A 26,111-nucleotide genomic window follows, 5' to 3' on the forward strand; every position below is an offset into this window, starting at 1 on the left:
ACTTATTTATTATATGCTAATTCTGATAATTTATAAACAACGTCAGTAGGTACAAAAACGTATTTTTGCTGCTTGATGCTTTCGGTTTTGAAAGTAGCTTCTATCCTACTTCCTATGCGCTTGATTGAAAAACGCTCATCTTTTGTTTCCAACAAGCGAGGGTTATCGTTATAGAAATTACTAATTTCGTTACCCTGATTCTGTATTTTTACCACATAATTTTCCGAATCGTTTGCTGATACAGTTGCATCATTACCATATACCTGTCGGATAATATTAGTAAGGCTATCGACCTGAATACTTACAATATTCCTATCAGATAACTCTTCTGCAACATCTACTTTTTCCACTTCAAAAGCTTTGGGCTTGCTCAAGGAAACCCATAACATAATGCCCGCTACCAAAGCTATAAGTCCGAGAAAAACATAGATTTTTGAGGTATTTTTCATTCTTTCATATAGTTTTTAAACGACTCCGACGCTAAAATCTGGTCGATAATGATTCTATAAGCAGCCCATTCCTGATTATTGGCTTCGTTAGCTGTAAAATAAATGGCATAGAATTTATTCTGCTTCAAAGGCACTTCCATCAGGTTATTTTTAGAAATCACTAAGGCCAATCGTTTGGAGTCATTCTGCTCTCCTTCCTTAATAGTTCCTGTTTTTCCATAGAAGAAATAGCCTTTATAAACATTGCTCCCTCCAAATAAGATTGCAGCCGTGCCATTCACCATAACCTGCTCCATGCCCTTAATAACATTATCCCGCAAGAAATCATTAAAACCGGCTTTCCAGGTTGTACTATCCACTTTCCAGTTAGATTGTTGCGTGTTCCGTTCAGTCAGATATAACTGATAATCTTTGTTCTGACTGAATAACTTGCCATACATTTCAGTCATTTTTAATGGGGTAATGCTATAAGGCGTACCACCAAGGGTCGGGTTTTTCAAGCCATTAAAGAAGTTCGTAAGTTTATTAGCATGCTTACGTTCGGCCTGAATAAAAAACGATTGTTCCGGAAAACTCCACAAAAAGCCCCCTAATTGCTGTTTATACAATGTCTGATACACCATCGTATCGGCATAGTCTACCCTACTCCTGTCTTTGATATTAAAGTCGGTTTTATCTACATCTTCTACTATCAACCCTAAATTTTTATCTAAACCTTCTGCTAATAAAGATTTTTCATTGCCAAAGTAAGTGCTTTCATCACGTGAGCTTCTTGGCCAGGCTTTGTCTTTTAATGATTTCAATCGATAAGGTACTCCTCCAACCTCCAGGGCAGGGAACTGATTATCAGGGTCATTCAATTGCCTTGAAAGTACATTTTGTATGCGATAGGTTTCATTCTGTTTGAAATCATTGCGCGTATAAGAGCCTAAAAACATTAAGGCAGAATGATAGAAGTTGCTCGACTGACGCAGGTATTCTACGGCATCTATATTACCGAAATGTTCGCCATGTTCATCTATCCAGCCTTTCTTTTCAGGCAGTTTATAACCTGCATACTGTCCTACAGATTCTTTTTTATTGCCAGGTTTTAATTCAAACTGGTCAGATGCCTGTAAAATCAAATTCTCCCAACCTGCATTCAATCTTGAAGCTAAAGAAGCAAAAACTAAGGGTTTGATTGATGAACCTGGCCCATAAGCCAAATGCAATAGGTTTGTATTACCCCATTGATCTCTTTCATTTTTATTATTGCTGAAAAAGAAATAGCGCTGGTTCATCTGATCAATAGCCAGTCCATTATTAGGGTCAATCATGGTGCGATTTTTCACAAAATCCTGCATCAGACGTATCTTCCCGTCTCCATCGGCTGCTATTACGGCAAATTTGAAGTTAGGCGTTTTATTAAACTTATTGCTGAATGCCCTTACAATGGTATCCCCTACTTCTTTATTCAGTTTATAATCTAAGGTAATACTGGCATCTTTATGCAAAAGGGTATCAGCAGTATACGCTGTTTTCAGGGCATGTGCATAATGATACGCCCAGAATAATTTATCAGCCATTGGGTACACCATACGTTGCTTGCCATTCACCCAATAGCTTGCCATAAAGGCATGGTTATTATCTTTGGCATACGACACCAGAAAATGACTTTTGCCCTCACCTACTTTAGCTATCTCATCCAGACTCAGTTTATTCACAAAACCACTCACCTTCTGATTGAGTATTTCTTCTTTCTGGCTTGAAACAATATCAATCGTAGCAGGTGTCCGTTTTACTGTATTTTCAAGATTCATCAATACCAGAGGTTCTGATACATTGGCAAACCAGGTATTGGGTAAAACAGCGACTTTCAGCGTACCACCTTGTGAGCCTGCAAAATAAGGTAACTCCCGACCCGTGACAGGTTGGTTATAAATTCTTAAAACAGGATATTGCAAAGAATCCAGACTTTCCTGATATAGATTTCCTTTCCAGGTGATACGGTCTTCATAAGGTGGTAATTCCAGATAAAGATGCTTATTATAAACCGACTGATAGCGGTCATCATCAAATCTTAGATAAATCGGACTATCCTGTTTGAAAGCTGTAGCGGGATTGGTCTTTAGAATATCTAAAATACTTTGGGAATACTTGTCTGACTGGTCGTAAAGTTCCTTATAATCTTTCGAGTTTATAAGAATACTCAAAATTTTAGACAAATCCTGTGGGATTATACTTGTTTGGTTAAATGCGGCTCTATTATCGATTTTTAGGGTATCCTGTATATTATTCAGAAGCCCATTCAGTTTATCATTAATCGTTTCTTCAGTCTTATTTAAAGAAATCTGAAAATTGGTTTCCTGCAGATTATTAGACCGTCCACTCAATAAGAGAAAGATAATAATAATGACAAAAAAGATTCCCATTCTTGAAAAATCAAAGGTTGGTGAAATGGTCTTAATTTTTCTTTCGACGGGTTGATTGAGTAATGGAATAAAGAATAAAGTAAGCGGCAATAATAGACTCAGCTTACTTGTCAGACTCAAAAACGGAAAATCCTGTCCGAAAAACACAAAACGATTGGTTGAAGCTAGCCAGACAAAAAAGCCTAAAGTGAAAACCAGAATCAGCGCGACGCTTCCATTATAAGAATTTGGTGCAAAACGCACTTCTCCATTTCTATCTTTCTGATATAGCTGATAGGCTATCAGATAAAAAATCATAGGCATAGCCAACACAACCAGTATCCATACAATTATCCAGTTACCAAACTCTGCAATGATATAACGAGGTACAACTACATCACGGGTTTGGGTAGAATAATTGACTCCCCTATTGAAATGCGGCTTGAAATCTATGCGTTTCGATTCATTGCGAGTCTTGTTGAGGTAACTATTAATAAACCACTGTCCCTCAGCGGTCTCTACAATTTTACGTTCTCTGAATGAATCATAATCATTTTCCCTTATCAATTCATCTACAGGTTGATAGATTAGAGAAGCACGATGTACCACGTTTTTCAATTGGTCTTCAACAAAAGAATCGATGTATGTTCTGGTAAATGGAATCAATAATAAAGCTATCATTACTACCCCGCCTATCAGAAATCTGTTTTTATATTGAATCTGTGCGAGGTAGGCATATGATACTACCAAAACAATAGCAATTATGAGTACTATATCTCTGTAAATCAGGATTTTATGAAATAGTGGCTTATAGCCTATAAACAAGACATAAATGATGAATGAAATGATGCCGTAGATCCAATAATTATTGGGTTTCCAGAACATCGCAAAACGGCTGCCTGCTTTAGCATGATAAGGTTTTCGTAAGAAATTGGTAAAGACATTCTTCAAAAGCAGGAACAATAGGAACAATACCGCAAAACCTCTGTCAAAAATAGCGAAGAATGCAAAGGTAGAAAGGGTCAGGTAAAACTCATTATTGGCAGTCAGGTAATAATAAAACTGATGCAGGTAATTGAGGAATTTCGAACGAAACTTGCTAGCACCAAAAGCTTGTTCCTGATGCTGCTGATTGGCTTTTGCAGAAAAGAACAGATACGATAATAAAGGGATAAATACGCCTGCAATACGAGTAATCAGGTCATATCCTGTAAGCATCAAAAGCGCACCACAGGCAATTAAAACCTCAGAATGATAATAGAGATATTTTTGCTGCGAATACTGAACCTTAGCCAATAGACGACTGAATGTATCTTTCTGAAAACGATAGATATTCAGCAGAACGATGAATACAGCCGGTAGTATAAAAGTCAATGGCAACGCCATTATAAAATTAATCAATGAGAAATCGAAACGGATAAGGGTTGTTTCTAATTCATATTTATTAATGTTTTCGAGTGGAGGAAAGGTCGCTACCCGCCAAAGCAAAATGAAACGATAGGCAAGCAGTGCATAAACTACCGCATAAATAACTACTTCAATACGCTCTAGTCCATGATTGGCATTGAATAAGAGTGTAAAAACAAATAGTAAAAACAAGATTGATAGATAAAGCAGATTGCTAGAGAAAGCAAAGCCATTATCGGCAAAATCACGGATTTGGAAAAGCCAATCATACTCGGCATTCTGTGAATGAAGAGAGAAATTTTTGCCAAAAGTTTCGCTTTGCTGGTCGTTTTTAAAATTGTCTGTTACTTCTCCTGAAAAAGTTACACCCGTCGGATTCAAAGTATAAATCATCGTACCCGAAAATACATTCGAGCGTGAATTGCGTAAATCTTCATGAAACAGAAAACCTTCTTTTAATGAGGAGTTAAGTAATTGAGTATAATGATTATTAAGGAAGCGGATTTGTTTTGTACCTATTTCTGCACCATCCTTTTGCGACGACAGATTAAAATACTGCGGAAAATCAAAATTCAGTACAGCTGTTTTGGAGCATTTCGGATATAAGTTTTTATCCAAACTACTGAAAAAGTATTGCTTTCGTGAATTATAAAATCCAACAAAAAACTTATCTCCGGCATTAATACTGGCAGTCTTTTGTAATTCAGGAAGCTGACGATGTCCGTCAATACTTAAAACGAATCGATTCTTGAAAAAATCATTCGTCGGGAAGATAGTAATATTCTTTTCTTTACCTACTGAGTGCGGATTGGCTAAAAGATATATTTCGCCGGTTGTTTGCAAAATACGCTCAACCACCTGTTTCGATTGCGCTTTATTGGAAACAAAATTATCGTTTTCAATAAGCAATGAATAAAAGCTTTTGCCTTTGACAATCGGCAAATCTTTTACCTGAATTTCATCTTCATATGTACCTGGAATATTTAATTGTCGTAAAATACTCTTTGCACTACATTTAATACTGATATGATAGACTTTACGTAGTTTCTTTTTAAACAAAAAGCCTTCGTCTTTGGTCTCAATACTTTTGCAGGAAAGGCTGATGCTATCATTACTGATGGCGAAACTGTTTTTTACAGACGTTGGAAAAATAGTATTGATAGGTCTGAAATCTTCTTCACTATTTGCACGACTAAAAACAGGCTCAAAGTATCTGTCGAAACTCAAAACAAAACGTCCTTCGCTATTTTTTCTGGCTTTAAAGATTCCGCTTTCATTACTCCATAATCCATTGGCATTGGCTTGTTTTTCATTGGTTGAAAGTACCAGAGCCTGATTAAAAGCTACACCTGTATTGCTTAGCGCATGATGGTCGGCATTGTTGAAATATGGCCTGGCTTCATCCGGTTGTTGAAACTTTTTCAGTACAAATACTGAAATCAGATAGATGATTGTCAATAAGCTGATACCTAATAAAGTAGTAGTGAATCGATATGCCTGCAGGCGTTTAACGTTGAGCGCTGCAGTTTCAAGCTTTGGGAATTTTTTTCTAAAACCATCGCCATCAATGTTTTTTTCAGCAATAATAACCCCTAGAAAACATAGCGAACAAAACACAATAACACTACAAAAAAACAGCGAAAACAGATTGACGAAGAAATACAAAGCCACTACCAGACCAATGCCCAGTAGCAGAAATATCAATGATTTTATCTTAGGCATTCGACTTGTCGTTTTTTATGATATAACCGTTGATATTTACTTTTTCCAGTGCTGATACCTGGTATTCTTTCAGTAGCTCGATTATATGCAATACCAGTTTGTTATCCGTATTGGTTACATTCGCCGAAAAATCTACTTTCTTTAATTGGCTTGAAACAAACGCAGGATTCAGCAATTGTTGCATATTCATTTTATCGTATTCAACTCCCTCTTTATTCTTCAATTTCACAAAACTCATAAAATGAAAAGCTAACGGAATCAGATTGCCAATTAATTTCTCCTGCGTTTCCGCATCGGCCGGATATGGCGTATCATCTTTAAAATGACGCACAAATGGCTTGATATATGCCTCTGAAATCAGTCTAAAGTATTGTCTTTCTTCCTCGCTTTCAGCATTTTGCTGTGCCTGGTAGCTCTGGTAATTTTGTTTTACACTTTCCAGTTCAGCACTGAGTTTACCGTAGTCTTTACTAAGGCTTATCTGGTCATAGTAGCGTTGACAAAGTATATCTATTACCTCAGCATCACTTATATCTTTGTTTTGTCTTTCTTCAATCAGTTCAGCCTTAAAGCGTTTAATTTTGTCTTTTACCAGTTTGGTTTCACTGGCAGGTTTTTTAGATTTTTCCATAGCATATAAAATGATTAGAACAAGCACACTAACAGCTAATACTCCTACAAGAATCCAGGCCAATTGATTGGTTTCAAGTGTAGCTGGTTCAACAGCAGGTAATTGTGGAGTAATAATAATCGTCAACTGGTGTTTGGGCAAATGAAAAACACGATTAACCAGATGATTGAACACAATACCTCCATAATGAGGATCGGCCAGATAATACTTTTGTTTCAAATCAGATTCCTGACAACCCAAAAGACTGTAAATCCGGCTGAGTGCATTCTGACTTGAATCCTGCATCGTAAAGATAGTATCACTCGCCACCACTCTGCTATTCAGCACAATACCTATACTATCATCTTTAGTCGAAATCTTCAAAGTACCATTTTGTAGCTTACCCTGGGTCTGGTTTAGTTTTACTTCAAAAAAAGCTATTCGGGGTACAAAGTCAGCCTCGGCACTGATAATTTTAAGTGTATCAGCCTCAGCACGACAAAATAAGGGAACAATAGACAATATGATTATAACAATGTTTTTTAACATCTGTATATGCGGTTTCGGTTTTATGTACAGAAAAATCAATCCGGTAAAAGGCTCATCAGATCTGCCAGTTCTTTGTCTTCTTCAATCGACTCAGGCACATCCTGCTTCAAAGCCTGAATATAATCGGTATCTATCTTGGCTGGGAATAAAGACGGTATCAGGTATTGTAGCGTAACATTATCAATAGCTGAGTTCTGGATCAGGTTTGAGTACCCGATAACCTTATTGTCTTTACTGATATTCCGGGCATAGAAACCGTCTTTTGTAAATATCAGATCCACTGATTCTACCCACTTGGTATCATAAAAAATATTGTCGGCAACGGTATAAAGGGTATTACCAATCAGGAATTTCAAAGAGTCGAGGTTATCTATACGATAACTATTTTTGGTTTCATCATAGTTATCCTGCATATTGGCCAATCTCAAGATGAAATCAAAAAATCTTGGAAACTTCGGTTTACTTGTATCATTAACCGGAGCCTGTTTTTTGGTAGAAATATGAATCGGGAAACCAACTAATTCCGGGTGTATGACATAACCACTAGTAAAAATACCATCCAGACAGATAGCCTTCAACTGGCTTGCTTCATCCGGCATTTTAATCAGATTCGGAGCGAAATTTAATTCAGTTGTTAGTCGTCCTTTTAGCTTCTCTAATAAAGGTTTGAATAAAAATCCTCTACCTGTTAACAAAATACCATCACAGTCAATTGATTTGTCGATATTATTGATAACGCCTTTGATGTTTTCTACAATATTAGAGGTGATAGCCTCGCATGCATTTTCAATGTAGCCACCCCAATCGTAAAAACCATCGACTTTCTGTAAAAGTAAGGCAAGATTGTGTACCGTAGCTGTAATTTCACTATTGGCAAGGCTTTTCAGTGTAGTGTCACCGCTTTGGGCATTATTCCAGTTGTTTTCTACAGTGCGTTGAGCGATATTCGATTTATTACTATACTGAAACTTCAAGGCTTCCAGTTTCTCAAAAATCGTATTCATTTGTGCTTTTTCAGCCTTTTCTATGGTCTCGAAAAACGCTTTGGTAGCAGCAGGATTTGACGCATTTTTGATCACAAAATCTATCATTGCCTCAAAGAAAGCATAGCTTATGAGATTACCTGCGCCTGCAAAACCATTGCGGTACAATGACTTGATTTTCTTAGCATTATTACTACTCGTCTGGATAATTGAAAAGTCGGTAGTACCCTTACCGCAGTCGATAATGATATAATATTTATTCGGATTGATATGGTGCATTCCCTGGTCAAAATAGCCCAGAAACGCAGCATCACTCTCTGAAACAGTTACTACCTCCCAGGCTCTTATCTTGCTCTCATAGGCAGCCGTGTGTTGCAACTTACTGAAAATATCGTTAATTACTGTTTTTGTATTAGCTACTTCATGCGTACTATAAATATTGGGTACCAGAATAGTGAAACGGATATAATTATTCTGGCACTCGTCGTCTAATACATTTTGCAAGGTTGCCTCAATAAATGATTTGAGAATGGTTGAATAAGCCTGATTTTTCAGATCATCCATGCTAAGCGAACGAACTCTCTCACCCTGAACAGACTGAAAATCCATAAAGCGAAGAATCTCTCCATGCTTATGTGCCAGTTTCAGATTAGAGAGTTGATGAAATTGATTGGTAAGGCTACTGTTTAATTCGTTTTTCTGTACCAGATATTTCAACTCATCATCATTCTTAATAAATTTATCCTTCAGACTGAAATCAGATAGTCTCTTTTTGAGAAAGAAGATAGACTTGATGAAATCAGTATTTGGCTCATGCTGAATAAAATCCTGATTGCTTTCGGTCATACCTTTGAAATCTTTTACCATTTCAAACAGGTTTTTCGACTTCGTTTTTTTATGATAATGATGCCCAACCGACTGATAACCACTCACTTTCAATTGAGAAGATTCTGAGCCAAAATCAAGACCGAAATGATGGAAACAACTGGCATGAGCCAGATAAAAATGTAATTCGCTCTGATAAGTTTTAGCATTCGCTTCAAATATAAACTGACATCTGATAAAATCTTCTTTGAGCGGTTCATCCGGCAGATGGTCAACATAAGATCCATCAATTTTAAATTCAGAAGTGCTGTCTAGACAGGTATATTTGATCTGCCCCAACACAAAAGAGCTCTGCTGTTGTGCCGCTACATTTTTTGGTTTGGGCTGAGTTCTTGACGGATTTTTCCAATCGATTTCTTCTTCAGAATTTTCTTCTATCGCTGTCGAATTAGCAGAGGTTGACAGTCTGATGCTTAGAATTTGACTAGATTCATCAAAAGAAGCGGAAAAATGGATATGGTGAAGCGAGATGTCGCTGGCATTGCTGATGAGTGCCTGCATAGACTTGCTTTTATCGATAGCTAAAATCGTAAAAGGGTTATCCATTAACGGCAATTCTATCACAAAAGACTCGTGTTCCTGTGAGGCTTTGCTTTTTAAATCGAGATAATTAGTTCGTCTTCTGTTAATTATCAGCGGAAGGATATATTTCATACAAAAGGGGTTATGACAGTCTGATTAGTAAACAAAGTAGATATCCGCTATAGGCAATTGAATTAAATAGAGTCGAACTCTAATAGTTTTTCATAATGATGGTTCAAATATAAAAGAATAAGCAAAGGCAGCCAATTTATTGGGATAGGTTTTAATACGTTTTATTTCATAATGCTGTAATTACAAGCAATAACGAAATAGTAGGAGGATATTATAAAACTTATCAACGAAATATTTTTAATGGAGTTTTCACGTGTTTAAGCGGTAAAAGGCACAAAAAACAATTCTTAGTTTAGCACACTTTGGATTGAAATTTGCTGTAAAATATTGAGTAAGTGGACCCAAAATAAGCAGATTGTGCCTATGCCAAGGCCTTTAATCTGTTCTTACAATCAATTAAACCTTTATTTACAGACAAATTCTTCTGACTTATGTACAGTAAGCCACTTAAAACTTTTCTATTAACTAAAAATAACTTTTGCTTGAAAACCATTATCCAACCACCAAACCGATCGTCTACTGACCTACACGATGATCTTCTGAGAGAGATAAATCGGGTCAAAGAGTTGTTAGACCTCTACCATTCACTACCTAATAATGTAGGTATTATTAGTGCACAAAGATTAAAAATTCATCTGGCTCATGCCGAAAAGGCCCTGAGGGACAATGATATCATTCAAATGTTACAGATGTACGGAATTTTGAAAGAGTGCCAATAATCATTTGCTTTTTTTTGAAGAAACTTTAGAATAATTGAAAGAATAAGGCATTATTCCAGAAGAATATACCCCTCAAAAACTATACCTATACCGTTCAATATGGGAAGTATTGTCTTGCATCAGGAAATGTTTATTGATGATATGGCAACCAATATGACTTTAACCTTTCGTAATGAATTACAAGGCACAATAGTTGATTGGGTTGCTTTGGAACGATTGTTTTTGGAAAGGGGGTTGATTTGACCCCTAGCCCTACGCGGGTCGCCCTAATCCCTTTCCGCTTCGGCAGTCCGACCCAACAATGGGGAAAGAGACTTTTTACCCTCCCCATTGTTGGGGAGGGTTGGACGGTCACCCGCTGGCGTGGGGTTCTTTTAAATTAACCCCTCATATCTCTCATTAATTATATTCAAATGCCAACGTTGATGCCCAACTGTAATGAAACCGATAGCCAATACCGAATAGGTGCCTTTGAAAGACAATCCGGTTTTCAACAGCATTTCGTCCGTAAAAGAATTGTATAAGGCTATAATAGAGACACGGACAATTTTCAATTCATCTATAAGGGCTTCTAGTGTACGCTGATTGGCATTGGTGTTTCTTCCGTATTCTTCTTCATCAAATGAGGGCATTCGGGCAGCCTCACCTCTGGCAAAACATAAGGCACGATACCCAAAAATGCGTTCGGTGTCTATCATATGTTGCAAAATATCTTTAATAGTCCATTTGCCGGGGGCATATACTTTGTCGCCTATGGCTTTCCAGCGTTCTAAAGGTAAATTAGTCAGTTCTTCTGCGCTGATGGTCAGAGCTTCTTTGAGGTCAACATCGTCTGCGAGATTGATATATCTATCGAAATACTCCGGCATTGGATTAATGTCTGATTTTTTCATTGGTTTGATTATTAATTTCAATTAAATGAGTTTATCAATATAAAGTAGCTTTTTCATAATTCGTATAGTTCTCAGTCAACTGTAGCCTACATTTGCTTCAATAGCCGTATAATCTGTCTTTCACTTTTCAATCCGCATTGTCTGGCAATCTGGCTTCGGGTTATATCCGGTTTTTTAATCAATGCTTTTATCTTCTCCTTTCTAATCAAAGTGGTAAAGTCATTGACCGAAATGCCCGTTTCTTTTTTGAATACTCTCGTAAAATTTCTTGTGCTCATGCAGGCAATATCAGCTAAATCGGGCAAAGAAGATTTCTCATGAATATTTTCCTGTAACCAGTCCTGAACCTTATGTATGCCCGAGTGAATATGATTGCGATATTGCAGGAAAATACTCTGCTGAGCATGGTTACCCTGCCGACGCATGTATATTACCAGTTCACGAGCTACCTTATACGCAAAAAACTCATCTTCTAATTGGCTGAGAATATGCAAGGCCAAATCAATACCAGAAGTTACTCCCGCACTGGTTAATATATGCCCGTCTTCTATAAAAAGAATATTCTCAATCACTTCTGTTTTCGGAAAAAGCATTTGCAATTGCGCAGTTCTTTTCCAATGCGTTGTGCATTTCCGGCCATCTAATAATCCGGCTATGGCTAAAACAAATGCACCGGTACAAACTGAGCATAAAATCACTTTCTGGCTATAAGCCATTTTGAGCCATTCGAATACTTCTTTCTTCGAGCTAAATTCTTCTGATAAGAGATATGGGGTTTCAGCACCTGGTATAATCAGGTAATCACCTGGATTGAAAGTAATTTCCTGTAAATCTTTTACTTTACCAATAGGTAGTAAAGTAGAGGTTTTAATGGAGTTTTCGAACGAACAATACTCAATTTCAAGATCAGAACCATAGCATCTGGCCTCATAAAATACCTGATCTGCCCCAGCTAAATCGAGCAACTGGATTTCGGGTAATATGAGAAAAACGATTTTTGTAGCCATTCATAATTCTTTTTCAGCTACAAAATTAGAAGAATAATCAGAATAGAAACAGACAAGATACTGACATTTTGAGCCAACAAATTATCTTACCGATTGATTTATCACCTCATAAAATGTCTGCCGATAACTATCTGAAATCGGTATAAGTGTATTACTGATGCGGATTCGGTCTTTTTCTATTGAATCTATTTTATCTATAGACACCATATAAGACTTATGCACCCGACAAACAAGGTTTGATGGAATCTCCTGCTCAAAATCAGTAAACGTCTGTAAGGTCATTATCTTTTTATTGATGGTATGGATACGCCTGTAATCGCCTTTGCCTTCAATAAAAAGCATTTCGTCAAAGAGTATTTTTTCTAACCTGTATTCGGTTTTGACGAAGATAAATTTTTTGGGTTGAGTAATTTCAGTTTTACTATAAAATTCTTGTACCCTATCCACTGCCTGCACAAATCGCTCGAATGTAAAAGGTTTTAACAGATAATCGGTCACTCTTAAATCAAAGCCTTTAATGGCATATTCATGGTAGGCCGTTGTGAAGATTACCTGACTCTTGATATGGGCGGTTTCTAATAATCTGATGCCCGAAAAATCTCCCAGATTTATATCCAGAAATAGTAAATCAACCGATTGAGTTTTCAGGAAAACCAGTGCATCAATAGCATTATCAAATGTAGCCAACAGGTTCAGAAAGGGCAGTTTCTGTACGTAATTGTGTAAGCGTTCGGCTGCTAAAGGTTCGTCTTCTACAATGATACAACTAATTTTCATGAATATTGATGGCTAACTTTACGCTATAAATATCTGCGTTTTTACTGATTAATAATGCATGGTTCAGAGGATAAAGCAGTTTTAGCCGTCTTTTTATGAGTTCATTTCCCAAGCCGCCAAATTCCTGCTCCAGTTCTGATTTTGAATATTTATTCTCACATTCAAATATCAACTGTTTTTTATCAACAGCTACGTCTATCCTGATAACATTTTCATTTTTCCTATTATCGGCATGTTTAAAAGCATTTTCAATAAAAGGCAATAAAATCATGGGAGAAATCAGCACATTTCCAGTATTGCCTATTATTTTAAAATCAACAAAATTCGGATTGGCTGTTCTTATTTTCTGCAGGTCGATATACTTTTCAATATAAGCTAATTCTTTGGCAAGAGGTATTTTTTCATTTTTTGTTTCATAGAGCATAAAGCGCATAATATCTGATAACTTATTAAGGTATAAGGATGCCTTTTCGGCATTTTTGGTAATCAGCACATCGATATTATTCAAAGTATTAAACAAAAAATGCGGGCTAATCTGCGATTTTATCAGAGCCAGTTCCATCTCAAAATTCTTGCGCATCAGTTCTTCTTTCCACTTTAATTCAGCATACCACCTGATAAACCCTCTGGTCAATAAACCCATTCCACCATTTAATATAGCTATGATGGCTATTATTGTCAGAAGGGCAACAACGGTATAAAGATTTTCGCCATATATCCCCGGACCAATGCCAAAATAATGCATAATAGATAAAATAGCTCCACTGAATAAGCTGATAAAAACACAAGTCAGAATGCCAGACAAAAATAAAAGTGGAATATTTCGGCGAATCAGGAATTTATCAAAAAGCAGGTAATAAAAGCCATAAAAACCTATTACACCCGGCACTATAGCAAAAAATGAAAAGAAAAGTTCAAAGCGGTAATCATAAAAAATTGGTTTCGTCTGCAATCCTGCCCCAATTTGTAGGCATAACATAATAATGAACAGCAGAAACAGGTATAATAACCAGTATCCTATGTGCAACGAAACGACAACCCCTTTTTTCATTTGCTATTACCCCTTTTCTTTTTTGTTAAAATACAGAAAATAACCCAACAAAGCGCTACCCACAAAATAACCTACTGCCCAATAATGAAAATTAACTCCGGCGGGTACCATCTTCGGTTGTTTTGCAGAAAAGAAATTATACATGCAATAGGTATACGGAATGGTATAACCGTATTTCCATTGCACGGCAATTAACGATGCTATCAGCAACCCAATCCCAAAGCTTAAAGGCACTAAAAAGTTCTTGAATTGCAAACTCACCAGATATTGAATAGCTACAATGGGCAAACAATCGACAAAGAATAAGGCAGCGGTTTTCAGTATAGACGAAAACGGTACAGTACGTTGATAGAAGTCAGAAGCGCCATGCAAGATGGCAGGTATCAAAGCTGATAGGTATATACCAATATGGAAAAGCAGGAAGAATTGCAAGAGCATGACAATAATCACGGCAAATTTGCTCCAATAGATTACCGATAAACTCTGTGGAGTTGTGTTAAGCTGTTTCCATGTATTATTTCTGAATTCAAGTTGCGTGATCAAACTTGTAGCTAAGGCCAATCCTAATGGCAGGAGTAGAATTGCCATAAATTGCCAGCTACGGCTTATGAGTACCTCCCAGAACATTGGGCTTTTAGTTTCGGCCAGAAAATCGGCAGAATAAATAATACCTCTTGTCAGGAAGATTAATGGAATAAAAAAACTTCCGACAAATACCAACCAGAAGGCCAGTGTCCCTTTCTTCTTTAGCCATTCACTCTGAAAACTATGTATAAAGCTAATCATAATCAATTGTTGGTTAAATTCATAAAAATACTTTCAAGATCATTTTCTACTGCTCTTATACCATAAACCTCAATGTTATTGGCAACCAAAGTCTGGTTGAGTTGAGCAATACCCTGTTTCGATAATTGAGATACTACAATGCGCTCCTTCTCAATTTGTGCCTCAATTTTTTGTTGGTGAATCAATTGGAGTGCAGTTGCATTATCGTTGGTATCGAAATAGATAGTAGAAGCCTGATGCTGGCGTTTCAATAAATCAACCAAAGAGCTTTCAAATAGCATTTTACCTTTGTTAATGATACCTACATCGGTTACTAATTTTTCTATTTCACCCAATAAATGGCTTGAAATAATAATGGTGATGCCATGTTGTTGATTCAATTGCTTTAATAATTCCCTGATTTCTACAATACCACCTGGGTCAAGTCCATTGGTAGGCTCATCTAAAATTAATAGTGAAGGACTATGCAACAAGGCTATAGCAATACCCAATCGCTGTTTCATACCCAACGAAAACTGACTGGCTTTTTTATTCTTCGTATGAGCTAAGCCTACTAACGCTAATACTTCGCCAATACGGCTGTCGGGCGATTGATAAATCTTTTGCCATACTTTCAGGTTATTTACAGCTGTCAGATGCCCATAGAGTGAGGGGCTTTCAATAAGAGAACCGATTTTACTCAAAATTTCAATACGACTACTGTCGAAAGGCTTGCCGAAAATTTCAATTTCACCTTTCTGTTTCTTTAGCAGTCCTAAAATAAGGCGAAGGGTAGTGGTTTTCCCGGCACCGTTCGGACCAAGAAAACCATAAATACTTCCCTCTGGCACATTAAGATTGATATTGTCTAATACATATTCCTGATTAGAAAACTGGTGTGATACATTTCGTACCTGGATAGTGGTCATAATAGCTTTTTCATTTTATTTCAAAAGTACTCACAGACGATAAGTGAGAGAATTATTTTAGGTCAATAGGTCTAATTCGTCTGTTAAATGGGTGATTTATGGGGTGAAAGTCTCTTGTGGAAAAGTATTGCTTTAAATTTCTATAAAATTCAAAAACCGATTACAACCATTTCAGGAATAATAGCATCTACTTATTACCGTGCTACTGTTATTGTAACACACCCCTTTTGAAAAAGCAATTACTCATGAAAAAGTACCAAAGAAACTTTCTTATTATCCTGACTGTTCTGTTAGGACTCGCTTTGCCTTTAATTAATAAAGAACAAAAATCACTTCACACTGACAAGGTGTTAAACAGGTTTGATAATGAAACCCTTACAGGCCCAAGAACTAAAAGTAACAAATTGACATTTAACATTAACTGTCAATTAAAACTCAAAGGCATCAAATTACCTGATAGCTCCAATTATTTTAATCCAGGAGTATCAGTTTAAATAATGTTAATCTTTCTTAAAAATTTGAAAGAGCTTCCAACCATTTTTAACTTCACGGCATCATTAATATATATATTGGAAAATGGAGACAGGATAACGGAGAAAGTAGAATGAAATAAATCGATTATTGCGTAAATACTTGTTCCGTTAACCTTGTTCTATTAACTAATATTTAATACTTGTTCCTTTACCACGTTCCTATAACCAATTCATATGAAAAAGTTGCTCATTGGCTGTAGCCTTTTCTCTCTACTAACTCTAAACGCTTGTAAAACTGCAGACGAAGAAATACCTGCATTGAATATGATTAAATCAGAATCTATTCTGGATTTTGATTGTCTGCGCAATTCTGCAGATGTACCTTTAAAAATTGCCGATGTTAAAAAAGAAATTTATGGCGAGTGGCAGCTAAAAGGCATGATTACTATGATGCCATCTTCTTCAGAGGATATGCCGGATATAAGGTTAGTGATTTCACAAAAAGGGACTGGCAAACAACTAGCCGAAATATATCGAGACGGCAAGTTAGTAAACACCATGACCTATGATTTAGAGCAAAATGAGCACGAAAAACTTTCGTGGGTTACTATAAAGCCTGATAAAGATATGTTTGACGATGGTTCTTACAACTATATCAAAGGCTCTATCAGAATTTGTCCTGGTGAGTTGATGATTGATAATGGGATGGCGTTTGATGCTCCAGCTTATCTTTTCAGAAAGAACAAATAGTTATAGCGAAAAATATCAAAGGTATCTGCATGAAAAAAATTCACCTCTTTGTTTTGATTGGCCTATTGACAGCTTGTCAGGACAAAAAGAATATCACTCCTTCAACTGGGATTATAGGCAAATGGCGGTTAGTATCTTATTGCTATCCGTCAGGAGGACTTGTTTCAGGATGCCAACCAGTAGTGATACCCAACAATAAAGCAGTATATGTAGAGTTTTCTTCTAAGGGTTTATTTAATGAAACCTATAAGAACACGATTGCCGCTGATTATGCTTTTCTGGGGTGCGGTGGAGGAAATTACGAGATAGAGGAAAAAGGTATAAGAATTAGAGCTATGTGCATGTCTTCAACACAAGGCAAGTTAGTAGAAATTAGCTCGTTGAGTAGTAAAAAACTTATATTGAAAACATATACCGTAGGCGAATATGTTTTTGTAAAAGAGTGATATAACTAATCTATTATTTATACGGGAGAAATTCTGTAAGGAAAATCTCCCTTCTTTCCGGGCGACTTTTGCTTTACTCGTAACCATTTCTTACAACTATCTCCCCTCATTTTTCAAAACTCAATTCAAGCATATTATTATTGTTATTCCTTTACTTGTCTGAAAAAAGTGTGTTTTGAACGGTATTTTAAACTTACAAATAACTGAGTCCTTTACTTAGCTCAATTTAATCACTCAATTACTCATTCACTAAACCACTCATTTCCCAACCACCTTCCCCATCCCAAACTGGTCGCCGGCTTTAACAGGTTTTTTGCCGTTGAAATGGATTTCTACCATTTTTTCGCTTTGCACACTATTATAATTCTGGTCTTCAAGGCTAACGATTATTTTTCGGGTTTTTACATCAATAATATCACCCGTGGCCGAAAAAGCATGTTTGCCATCCAGACTAAAGCTTATCCAACCCGGCATGTCTTTTACGGTTATGGTATTTACCTGTCTTGGCGGCAATACGGTATTATCAAATATGTGTATGCGATTATTGGCCCCATCACATATCCAGACTTCCTTTTCATCTGGTGTCAAGGCTATACCATGTGTCGGACAGCCGTGGCGTTTTACTTCTCCTTTATTAAAACCCTGTACCTCTACTCTGTATAATTTTTTACCTGTTTTTATATCTCCTATTTCAAAACCTAATAAACTATTGATATTTACATAAGCCAATGTTTCAGCGCCGTTAATGGTAAATGGGCGTACTTCTGCATTGAATGGCCCGATTTGTTTAGCAATAGTATGCGTTTTGGCATCAGCCACTGCAAGATAAGGAGATTTCAGTCCGGCCAGATAGACATAATTGCCTGACAAACCATAAAGTGTATTATGAGAGCCAGAATTGGTTATAATCTTAGTGATAACATCACCTGTTCTGGCATCAACCACATTCCAGAACTCTTTTTCTAAAGAAGGTAGGTAAATAGTTTTTCCATCTGGTGAAACTGCCATTCTATCCGCACCGCCCTCAAATTTCTTTTCCCAAACCAGTTTTTCATTGGTCAGGTCGATGCATTGCAGGCTCTCCAAAGTACTGATATAAATACAATTAGTAGCCAGACTCACACAAACGCCTTTTACATTAGAAGGCGTACCATCCGGGTGAAAGCCGGAAGTTGGGATAAACTTCACAAATTTGTAATGATTATCCATATCAAATACCTGAATACCATGTCCACCATAACCCAGATAATCACGTACACCTGGAGTGGCAACATAGAGGAGTCTTTTGATTTTAGGAATCTGATGGGTTTCCTCTACAACAGGTTTCCACGCTGTTAAAATTAAAGTTACCAGTAATAATGGTAACAGGGCTTTCAAGATAGGTTTCATAGAATGTATTAGTATAAGGTTGAAATACTAAGGTAATGCAAAGGCCAAATAGCGATCGCCGGATTTACTTTTGAGTTTTCCTCCACCACAGGCAATCACCACATATTGTTTACCATTAGCAGCATAAACACTTGGCGAAGCATATCCGGCCGCAGGTAATTTATATTGCCACAATATCTTGCCTGTTCTGCGGTCAAAGGCCCTGAATTGTTCATCTTTTGACGAAGCAATGAATATCAATCCACCGGCTGTTACGGCACCACACCCATAATTATCTGTTCCTGTTGGAGGTACGCCTTTAGCCGTTAATTCAGGGTATTCTCCTAAAGGCACTTGCCATTGGCGTTTACCTGTATTCATGTCTATGGCAGTCAATGTACCCCAGGGAGGTGTGCTTACCGGATAACCATTGGTATCATACCAACGATTATAACCTGTGTGCGTATAAGGCGAGGTGGATAAGTTTGATTTAACACTCGCTTGAGTTGATGTGTTTTTTCCTCCCAGAAAATCTATGATAGCCTGTTTATCGGTATCTTTTATATGCGTTAAGGCAGGCATCATTCCTCTACCCTTGGCCATAATTTGTAGAATGGCTATATTGTTGTATTTGTTAGTAATGTTTAATAAACCCGGGATTGTACCATCATGATTGCCCTCTCTATCAGTCCCATGACAGGACGCACAATAGGTCTGATACAATTGTTTACCCGTGATAGACGCTTTACCGGCTGAGTAATTTGGCGCATCTACGATGGAACTGAACACAGGATTTTCCTTAGCAGGCACATACATCATACTATTTTCATCAACTGCGGCACCACCCCATTGCGCGCCACCATCACTGCCGGGAAAAAAGAGTGTACGCTCTCTACCTAAGGGAATAAAAGGACTACCTGTATTAGATTTTTTCAAAGCTTCAATAATTTCTTCTTTATTTGAAGCCATAGGATTTACATCAGCCACAGTAAAACTTTGTCGGGTAAAAGGTTCGGGTAATACAGGAATCGGTTGGGTTAAAGAAGCTTTTTCTCCCGGAATTTCTGAGGCAGGAAACGGGCGTTCCTCAATCGGGAAAACTGGCTTACCTGTTACTCTGTCAAAAACAAAAGTAAAGCCCTGTTTACTTACCACCGATACCACATCTATTTTCTTCCCATCCTTTACAATGGTAAATAAATTCGGCGGGGCCGGAATATCTCTATCCCAAATATCATGATGTACTGTCTGGAAATGCCAGAGACGTTTGCCAGTCGTAGCATTAAGAGCAATTAAACAATTGGCAAAAAGATTATCACCTTTACGGTTTCCTCCATAAAAATCAAAAGCAGCAGAGCCTGTAGGTACATAAACTATCCCTCTTTGTCTGTCAATAGCCATGCCCATCCAGCTATTAGCCCCACCAACATTCCGATAATTCTGTTTCTCCCATGTATTATATCCATATTCACCCGGATGAGGGATGGTATGAAATGCCCAGATTTGCTTTCCTGTTTTTACATCATAAGCCCGAATATCGCCCAATAAAGCAGAGGCACTCTCAGATACTCTTGTACCCACAATTAACACGTTTTTAAATATGGTTGGTGGCGTATTGGCCACTACATATTCATCAGCACCGGGACGTGTAATACCTTCTTTCAAATTTATCTTTCCATTTTTACCAAAGCTGATAATCGGTTGGCCGTCTTTTGCATTCAAAGCATACATAAAAGCCCCATAGCCAAAGAAAATTCTTGACTCCTTTCCATCAGTCCAATAAGTCACTCCCCGGCTGGTCATGTTAAAAGTATCGTCATTTAATCTGGTCTTCCAGATTTCCTTACCCGTAGCTGCTTCTAAAGCAAATGCCTGCGAACCAGCTGAAACTCCATATAGGATCCCCTTAATTATAATAGGGTTACACTGCATTTGTGTAGTATTCTTTATAGTATCGGCTCCACCTGATGCGTACACCCACGCAGGTTTTAATTGGTTTACATTTGCGGTATTGATTTGTGTGAGAGGCGAGAAATGATTTTTATCAGCCCCTCCGTTGTATTCTGTCCAATCAGTATCCGGTAAATTATCACTTGTTGCACTTAGGGCGACAAAGGCAACACTTACCAGAGCTGTGAAGAGTTTAAACTGTATGGGTTGGTTAGATTTCATTATTAATTGGGTAATGTAGATACTGCCCACACAATTATAAGCCCCTCAAAAGGCTGTTTAAACCATGTGCTTGTGTTTAATTTTTTAGTTGAATAGAGTTTTCAAATGTAGTAAAAATCTGAGAGTTGGAGAATGAAATTGGAGCCTAAATTAATTAGGGCTTCCGTTGCAGAGTTTTCTCTATTTACACGATCACTTGTCTCAGGATTCAGATACTATGTATTGTTTAATTTCTTATAAAACATAACCAAAAGTGCGCAAAGTAGAGACAGGGCAATGCCCTGTCTCTACAAATCACGCATCTCAGAGAGCTTTTATCTTATAAGATTTAATAAGTCAGGCTTAAAGATAATAACCATTTGTGAGAGACGGACTTTGTTGTTTAAGACAATCTGAGCAATAAAAATTTAAAATTCCCCTCTTTAAGGATGGTATCTTTTCTGGTAAAAGGAGTATTGTAAATGTTAAGAAGATAAAAACCTAATTGATGGGGTCGTGATCTGCAACCCTGTCCAGACCGCGAATTATTTTTAAGCAGAAATTAATCAATTACGCCATACAAAAACTATAAACTATTTGGATAAAGACTTTATATAAACATAAAGCCTATAGACCAATAGAAAAATAAATCTAAATACTATGAACATAGGGGTTGACTTGGGAGGAACTAAAATTAAAGCGGGAGTCGAATTAAACGGCTCTGTTATTAAACAGGAAACTACTTTGCTGAGAGAAAAAGATTCTCTATCATCTACACTACAACAATTAATTGATTTAATCAGGCCTTTAATGGCTTATTCGGCAAGTAGCATTGGCATTGGTGTACCCTCGGTAGTTGATACCGAAAAAGGTATTGTATATGATGTGGCGAACATTCCATCATGGAAAAAAGTAGAATTGAAAGACATTCTGCAGGAAGAATTTAATGTACCTGTTTTTGTCAATAATGATGTCAATTGTTTTGCTTTGGGCGAAAGCCGCTTCGGCGTAGCAAAAGGGTTTCGTTCGATAGTGGGAGTAACAACAGGTACAGGTCTGGGGTCGGGAATAGTTATCGACGACGAACTCTATGCAGGTAGTAATTGTGGCGCAGGTGAAATAGGTTTATTACCCTATTTAGATAAGAATATTGAGTATTATGCCAGTAATAATTTTTTCGAGGCTGTTCATGGTATCACAGCTTTAGAAGCCAATCAGGCGGCCGTTGCCGGAGATATGCATGCCATTGGGCTTTGGGAAAAATTCGGTATCCATTTAGGCGTGGCATTAAAAGCCGTTATGTATACATATGACCCCGAGGCAATTGTCCTGGGTGGTTCATTAGCTAAAGCCTATCCGTTTTTTGAAGCAGGTATGTACCAGGAATTAAACGACTTCTCTTTTCCTCAATCATTGAAAAGACTTAAAATCTTCCAGTCTACAGATGAAAATATTGCGCTTTTAGGAGCAGCGGCTTTAATTCCACAGGAGTTGAAGAAGTATGCTTTGAAAGATTGAACGTTCTACCGCAATTTCATTGCCGCACTAGAATTGCCACAATGGAATTACGGTAATATTGAACTACTACGTTTTTGATTTTATCAACAAATGCCTTACCTTTAAAAACCTCAACCGAACAAACCCTGGTTTTCTATGAAAAGTAATACTTTTATTGTTATTCTTATTCTGTTTATATTCTTTGTTATTTCTTTTCTAAGTAATATTCTCGGGCCAATTATCCCTGATATTTCTAATAGTTTCAGTTTGAGTCTCGGTTGGGCAGGCTTCCTGCCATTTGCTTTCTTTGTATCTTACGCAGTTGCGTCAATTCCATCAGGTATTTTAGTAGAAAAGTATCGCGAGAAGCGTGTGCTATTGTTGGCTTTTGCACTGGCATTTATTGGAGCACTTCTATTCGCTCTTAACCCTACTTTCACGGTTGCTTTAGTTTCCTTGTTTATTATTGGTTTAGGAATGGCCATGTTGCAGGTAGTAATTAATCCATTATTGAGAGTAGCCGGTGGGGAAGAAAACTTTGCTTTTAACTCGGTAATGGGGCAATTGTTTTTTGGAGGGGCTTCGTTTTTGAGCCCTATGTTATATAGTTATTTTGTGGCAAACGTTCATACCGACCCTGATCCGAATTTCATCATCTCTACATTGAATGGTCTAGTACCTGCCGATTTAAAATGGGTATCAGTTTATTGGACATTCGCGATAATTGCCTCGTTAATGGTAGTGATTATATGGTTTGTTCGTTTCCCGGAAGTAGTTCTGAAAGACGATGAGAGAATTGATACGGGTAAAGCTTTTTCGGACTTATTAGGCAATAAAACGGTTTGGTTATTTTTCCTGGGTATTTTCTGTTATGTAGGTACTGAACAAGGCATTGCCAACTGGACATCGAAGTTTTTACAAATTTATCATAATGTTGACCCTGCTACTCAAGGTGCATCGGTTATATCCTATTTCTGGGGTTTACTAACTATCGGTTGTTTCTTAGGGTTGGTATTATTGAAATTTTTCGATAGCCGTCGTGTTTTAATGATGTTTACCATTGGAGCAATTGTTTCTCTTTTATCAGGTTTATTCGGGCCATTAAATGTGGCATTAGTTGCATTCCCGGCAGCAGGATTCTTTGCATCTGTGATGTGGTCGATTGTAGTTTCATTGGCACTTAATTCTGTGCCTTATCATCATGGTACCTTCTCAGGTATTTTGTGTACTGGTATTGCAGGTGGTGCTGTTGTACCGCTAATTATAGGCGGATTGGGTGATTTGTTTGAATTACGTTTTGCCATGCTATTTTTGTTGCTTACCTTAGGTTATATATTAAGCATCGGTATCTGGGCAAAACCGTTAGTGAACAATGCTACGGTAAATAGTTGGAAAGACTTGTTGAAATAATTGTAGAGACGTAATGCATTACGTCTTCATTGGCCTATTCAATCCAACAAATGTATTTAGGTGAAGTATTTGAGAGAACAACCAATTATTTGGACCCCACAGACCAATGAAACGTATTGCAATACGTCTCTACCATAAAGCTAATATAACATGTATAAAATTATTCTTTTGATTGACTTTGCTGAAGAGTATAGCAAGGCTCTTTTGAAAGGTATTGCCAAATACTCGAAAGAGCATGGCCCTTGGATTTTCTGCAGGATGCCTCTTTTTCAGCGAGAAACGATTGGGATGGAGGGTATCCTTGAATGGGCTTTGGAATGGGGAGCTGATGGGATTATCGGGCAGTTATATAATGACCCTGCCGTTGAGAAATTTGTGGAGGCTGGTATTCCGGTTATTGCACAGGATTTTAAAGAACGATTCCGCGACATTCCGAATATTACAGGTGCACACAAAGAAGCAGGCGAAATGGGCGCTGAGTATTTTCTTCGGAAAGGCTTCAAAAACTTTGCTTTTTATGGTTTCAAAGATATTGTATGGTCGAGAGAGCGGGCAGAGGGTTTTGAAGAGCGTATCTCTAAAGCAGGCTATAAGGTACATTATTTTGAGCATGCGATGGCTCGTTCTACAGAAATCTGGTACTACAAACCCAGTTCACTAAGCCAATGGCTGAAATCTCTACCCAAGCCAATAGCCTTGATGGCCTGCGATGATAACCAGGGACAGCATATTACAGAAGCCTGCCGACATTCACAAATCCGTATTCCGGAAGAGGTAGCTGTATTGGGTGTTGATAATGACGAAATGATTTGTGAGTTTTCTGACCCTCCTCTATCAAGTATCGGTCAGGATGCTGAAAAAGGAGGCTATGACGCTGCCAGATTGCTTGAACAAATGATTAAAAGCGGCACAGCAGACTATTATGATATTGTTGTAAAACCCACACAAGTTGTTACCCGTCAATCGACTGATATTTATGCTACGAATGACGATTATATCGCTACTTCACTAAAATATATTCATCAGAATATTGATAAGAATTTACAGGTGGATGATGTAGTAAAACAAGTACCACTATCGAGACGTGCTTTAGAGAAGCGTTTCCAATACATTACAGGCTTACCCATATACAAATACATTTTCAATCTGCGCATCGAAAAGCTGACTCAAAAGCTCCGTGAAACGGATTTGACCGTTTTTGAAATTGCACTGGATATGGGTCTGACCGATAGCAAAAATATCGCACGTCAATTCAGACAAGTAAAAGGCTGTACACCTATTGAGTATCGGAATAAGTATCTGGCTGGGAAGTAAATTCTACAATTACACTTCTCTCTCTGATGCAATCGCTCTCTTTATCAACTTCTCGGCTATCTCTTCATGAATAATATCAAACGGCAAAAGAGAAGCTCTAACATTTGGCGTTTTATAAATTCCTTGGCGATATAAAAGTCGCTTAAAGAAATGAATAGAAATATCTAAATGCTGATTAGAGAAAGCTAAAACTGGTATTATCTGATGAAATAATTGTTCTGCTTTTTCTAATTCTCCTGTCTTAAAATATTGATAAATCTGGCAATAAGTTTTGTGCATACCTGTAGGCATAAATGCGTGTACACCTCTTTTCAAGCCCTCAATCATCTGGGTAACTGCCCAGCCGCCGCTTAAATGGAGTTTTCCTTCTGTTAGCGCTAATAATTGGCTATACTTTACTCCTGCCGGAACAGTCTCTACCTTCAGGCACCGAAAGGCTTCTACTTCCTGAAATAGTTCTAAAATCAAATCATCCGGCAAGCCATAACCATTGGCACTCCAGTCTTGTAGCATGATAGTTTCTACGCCAAGATTGGCGAGTTCGAAAAACTGACTTTTAAATGAGTCTTCATTCTCAAAAGGTATCTGGAACAGGATATTTCGACATCCCATTGCCAGATACTCTTTTACTATATGCCTTCTTCTTTCTACGTCTGGTTCTCCTGCCCCGGCAAAAACAGGTACCTTTCCTGCTACCTCCTCAATGACTGTTTCTACCATTTGCAAACGCTCAGGTATACTTAAGCTTGCCACCTCTGAGGCCAAAGCTGGCACTAAAAAACCTGCTACGCCTGCTTTCAAAGCATATTGAACATTTCGCCTGAGCGAAGGTAAGTCAACATTCCCTTGCACGTCAAATGGAGTATTCAGTACGGTAACAATGCCTTCCAGCGGAAATAGCTTTTTCATCTC

At 37.6% G+C, this 26,111-nt stretch carries 20 protein-coding genes; 7 read left to right on the forward strand and 13 right to left on the reverse strand.

Annotation, left to right across the window (positions count from 1 at the left end; translation table 11 throughout):
• Positions 1–2 precede the first annotated feature (2 nt).
• From D0T08_RS02560 to D0T08_RS02575, 4 genes are read right to left on the reverse strand one after another with little or no spacing between them, the layout of a single operon-like run.
• Positions 3–449 (reverse strand): hypothetical protein, encoded by a 447-nt coding sequence (locus tag D0T08_RS02560; protein WP_116980992.1) that lies wholly within the window; start codon positions 447–449, stop codon positions 3–5.
• Positions 446–5,968 carry a hypothetical protein gene (locus tag D0T08_RS02565; RefSeq protein WP_116980993.1) on the reverse strand — a complete coding sequence of 1,841 codons (5,523 nt, stop codon included), beginning with the start codon at positions 5,966–5,968 and terminating at the stop codon, positions 446–448. The genes D0T08_RS02560 and D0T08_RS02565 overlap by 4 nt, the downstream gene beginning before the upstream one ends.
• Positions 5,961–7,127 carry a hypothetical protein gene (locus D0T08_RS02570; protein ID WP_116980994.1) on the reverse strand — a complete coding sequence of 389 codons (1,167 nt, stop codon included), beginning with the start codon at positions 7,125–7,127 and terminating at the stop codon, positions 5,961–5,963. The genes D0T08_RS02565 and D0T08_RS02570 overlap by 8 nt, the downstream gene beginning before the upstream one ends.
• A gap of 35 nt (positions 7,128–7,162) precedes the next feature.
• Positions 7,163–9,649 carry a hypothetical protein gene (locus tag D0T08_RS02575; RefSeq protein WP_116980995.1) on the reverse strand — a complete coding sequence of 829 codons (2,487 nt, stop codon included), beginning with the start codon at positions 9,647–9,649 and terminating at the stop codon, positions 7,163–7,165.
• A gap of 818 nt (positions 9,650–10,467) precedes the next feature.
• Here D0T08_RS02575 and D0T08_RS27510 point away from each other — a divergent pair.
• The gene (locus tag D0T08_RS27510) at positions 10,468–10,611 is read left to right on the forward strand and encodes a hypothetical protein (RefSeq protein WP_158561175.1); all 144 of its coding nucleotides are present in this window, start codon (positions 10,468–10,470) and stop codon (positions 10,609–10,611) included.
• A 131-nt stretch (positions 10,612–10,742) separates the two neighbouring features.
• On the opposite strand, the gene D0T08_RS02585 is transcribed toward D0T08_RS27510, so the two are convergent.
• The 6 genes from D0T08_RS02585 to D0T08_RS02610 all read right to left on the reverse strand — a co-directional run bounded on the left by D0T08_RS02585 (position 10,743) and on the right by D0T08_RS02610 (position 15,790).
• The gene (locus D0T08_RS02585; protein WP_116980997.1) at positions 10,743–11,261 is read right to left on the reverse strand and encodes a DinB family protein; all 519 of its coding nucleotides are present in this window, start codon (positions 11,259–11,261) and stop codon (positions 10,743–10,745) included.
• An 86-nt stretch (positions 11,262–11,347) separates the two neighbouring features.
• Positions 11,348–12,268, reverse strand: a complete 921-nt coding sequence (locus D0T08_RS02590; protein WP_116980998.1) for a GlxA family transcriptional regulator — start codon at positions 12,266–12,268, stop codon at positions 11,348–11,350.
• A gap of 81 nt (positions 12,269–12,349) precedes the next feature.
• Positions 12,350–13,045, reverse strand: a complete 696-nt coding sequence (locus tag D0T08_RS02595; RefSeq protein ID WP_116980999.1) for a LytTR family DNA-binding domain-containing protein — start codon at positions 13,043–13,045, stop codon at positions 12,350–12,352.
• A complete protein-coding gene (locus tag D0T08_RS02600; protein ID WP_158561176.1) occupies positions 13,035–13,997 on the reverse strand; it encodes a sensor histidine kinase in 963 nt (320 codons plus the stop codon). Before D0T08_RS02600 ends, D0T08_RS02595 begins: the two co-directional genes overlap by 11 nt.
• A gap of 105 nt (positions 13,998–14,102) precedes the next feature.
• Positions 14,103–14,882 (reverse strand): ABC transporter permease, encoded by a 780-nt coding sequence (locus D0T08_RS02605; protein WP_116981001.1) that lies wholly within the window; start codon positions 14,880–14,882, stop codon positions 14,103–14,105.
• Between the two features lie 2 nt (positions 14,883–14,884).
• The gene (locus tag D0T08_RS02610) at positions 14,885–15,790 is read right to left on the reverse strand and encodes an ABC transporter ATP-binding protein (protein WP_116981002.1); all 906 of its coding nucleotides are present in this window, start codon (positions 15,788–15,790) and stop codon (positions 14,885–14,887) included.
• Positions 15,791–16,035: 245 nt separating this feature from the next.
• Between D0T08_RS02610 and D0T08_RS02615 the strand changes: the two genes are divergently transcribed.
• The 3 genes from D0T08_RS02615 (at position 16,036) to D0T08_RS02625 (ending at position 17,459) form a co-directional block, all read left to right on the forward strand.
• Entirely contained in the window at positions 16,036–16,284 is a 249-nt protein-coding gene (locus D0T08_RS02615; RefSeq protein WP_116981003.1) for a hypothetical protein, read from the forward strand.
• Positions 16,285–16,497: 213 nt separating this feature from the next.
• On the forward strand, positions 16,498–17,013 hold the full coding sequence (locus D0T08_RS02620; RefSeq protein ID WP_116981004.1) for a hypothetical protein: 516 nt from the start codon (positions 16,498–16,500) through the stop codon (positions 17,011–17,013).
• 29 nt (positions 17,014–17,042) lie between these two features.
• Positions 17,043–17,459: a lipocalin family protein gene (locus D0T08_RS02625; protein ID WP_116981005.1), complete on the forward strand. Its 417-nt coding sequence runs from the start codon at positions 17,043–17,045 to the stop codon at positions 17,457–17,459.
• 258 nt (positions 17,460–17,717) lie between these two features.
• Here the strand turns inward: D0T08_RS02625 and D0T08_RS02630 are convergent, their stop codons facing one another.
• The gene (locus tag D0T08_RS02630; protein ID WP_116981006.1) at positions 17,718–18,848 is read right to left on the reverse strand and encodes a YncE family protein; all 1,131 of its coding nucleotides are present in this window, start codon (positions 18,846–18,848) and stop codon (positions 17,718–17,720) included.
• Positions 18,849–18,875: 27 nt separating this feature from the next.
• Positions 18,876–20,999: a PQQ-binding-like beta-propeller repeat protein gene (locus D0T08_RS02635; protein ID WP_116981007.1), complete on the reverse strand. Its 2,124-nt coding sequence runs from the start codon at positions 20,997–20,999 to the stop codon at positions 18,876–18,878.
• Positions 21,000–21,638: 639 nt separating this feature from the next.
• On the opposite strand from D0T08_RS02635, the gene D0T08_RS02640 reads away from it, so the two are divergent.
• The 3 genes from D0T08_RS02640 to D0T08_RS02650 all read left to right on the forward strand — a co-directional run bounded on the left by D0T08_RS02640 (position 21,639) and on the right by D0T08_RS02650 (position 25,199).
• Complete coding sequence (locus D0T08_RS02640; protein ID WP_116981008.1) at positions 21,639–22,496, forward strand: ROK family protein; 858 nt, start codon at positions 21,639–21,641, stop codon at positions 22,494–22,496.
• A gap of 135 nt (positions 22,497–22,631) precedes the next feature.
• Positions 22,632–23,885, forward strand: a complete 1,254-nt coding sequence (locus D0T08_RS02645) for a sugar MFS transporter (RefSeq protein ID WP_116981009.1) — start codon at positions 22,632–22,634, stop codon at positions 23,883–23,885.
• Positions 23,886–24,035: 150 nt separating this feature from the next.
• Positions 24,036–25,199, forward strand: coding sequence for a DNA-binding transcriptional regulator (locus D0T08_RS02650; protein WP_116981010.1), 1,164 nt, complete (start codon positions 24,036–24,038; stop codon positions 25,197–25,199).
• 9 nt (positions 25,200–25,208) lie between these two features.
• Here D0T08_RS02650 and D0T08_RS02655 read toward each other — a convergent pair whose 3' ends face one another.
• Positions 25,209–26,108, reverse strand: a complete 900-nt coding sequence (locus D0T08_RS02655; protein ID WP_116981011.1) for a dihydrodipicolinate synthase family protein — start codon at positions 26,106–26,108, stop codon at positions 25,209–25,211.
• Positions 26,109–26,111 lie beyond the last annotated feature (3 nt).

It is taken from the genome of Emticicia sp. C21 (assembly GCF_003418935.1).
Taxonomy (GTDB): Bacteria; Bacteroidota; Bacteroidia; order Cytophagales; family Spirosomataceae; genus Emticicia.

Excerpts from the sequence above, each read along its gene's own strand:
- D0T08_RS02575 (WP_116980995.1), bottom strand. The coding sequence starts at position 9,649 with ATGAAATATATCCTTCCGCTGATAATTAACAGAAGACGAACTAATTAT.
- D0T08_RS02645 (WP_116981009.1), top strand. The coding sequence starts at position 22,632 with ATGAAAAGTAATACTTTTATTGTTATTCTTATTCTGTTTATATTCTTT.
- D0T08_RS02655 (WP_116981011.1), bottom strand. The coding sequence starts at position 26,108 with ATGAAAAAGCTATTTCCGCTGGAAGGCATTGTTACCGTACTGAATACT.
- D0T08_RS02615 (WP_116981003.1), top strand. The coding sequence starts at position 16,036 with ATGAAAAAGTACCAAAGAAACTTTCTTATTATCCTGACTGTTCTGTTA.
- D0T08_RS02640 (WP_116981008.1), top strand. The coding sequence starts at position 21,639 with ATGAACATAGGGGTTGACTTGGGAGGAACTAAAATTAAAGCGGGAGTC.
- D0T08_RS02605 (WP_116981001.1), bottom strand. The coding sequence starts at position 14,882 with ATGATTAGCTTTATACATAGTTTTCAGAGTGAATGGCTAAAGAAGAAA.
- D0T08_RS02620 (WP_116981004.1), top strand. The coding sequence starts at position 16,498 with ATGAAAAAGTTGCTCATTGGCTGTAGCCTTTTCTCTCTACTAACTCTA.
- D0T08_RS02565 (WP_116980993.1), bottom strand. The coding sequence starts at position 5,968 with ATGCCTAAGATAAAATCATTGATATTTCTGCTACTGGGCATTGGTCTG.
- D0T08_RS27510 (WP_158561175.1), top strand. The coding sequence starts at position 10,468 with ATGGGAAGTATTGTCTTGCATCAGGAAATGTTTATTGATGATATGGCA.
- D0T08_RS02585 (WP_116980997.1), bottom strand. The coding sequence starts at position 11,261 with ATGAAAAAATCAGACATTAATCCAATGCCGGAGTATTTCGATAGATAT.
- D0T08_RS02610 (WP_116981002.1), bottom strand. The coding sequence starts at position 15,790 with ATGACCACTATCCAGGTACGAAATGTATCACACCAGTTTTCTAATCAG.
- D0T08_RS02630 (WP_116981006.1), bottom strand. The coding sequence starts at position 18,848 with ATGAAACCTATCTTGAAAGCCCTGTTACCATTATTACTGGTAACTTTA.
- D0T08_RS02625 (WP_116981005.1), top strand. The coding sequence starts at position 17,043 with ATGAAAAAAATTCACCTCTTTGTTTTGATTGGCCTATTGACAGCTTGT.
- D0T08_RS02560 (WP_116980992.1), bottom strand. The coding sequence starts at position 449 with ATGAAAAATACCTCAAAAATCTATGTTTTTCTCGGACTTATAGCTTTG.
- D0T08_RS02570 (WP_116980994.1), bottom strand. The coding sequence starts at position 7,127 with ATGTTAAAAAACATTGTTATAATCATATTGTCTATTGTTCCCTTATTT.
- D0T08_RS02595 (WP_116980999.1), bottom strand. The coding sequence starts at position 13,045 with ATGAAAATTAGTTGTATCATTGTAGAAGACGAACCTTTAGCAGCCGAA.
- D0T08_RS02650 (WP_116981010.1), top strand. The coding sequence starts at position 24,036 with ATGTATAAAATTATTCTTTTGATTGACTTTGCTGAAGAGTATAGCAAG.
- D0T08_RS02635 (WP_116981007.1), bottom strand. The coding sequence starts at position 20,999 with ATGAAATCTAACCAACCCATACAGTTTAAACTCTTCACAGCTCTGGTA.
- D0T08_RS02590 (WP_116980998.1), bottom strand. The coding sequence starts at position 12,268 with ATGGCTACAAAAATCGTTTTTCTCATATTACCCGAAATCCAGTTGCTC.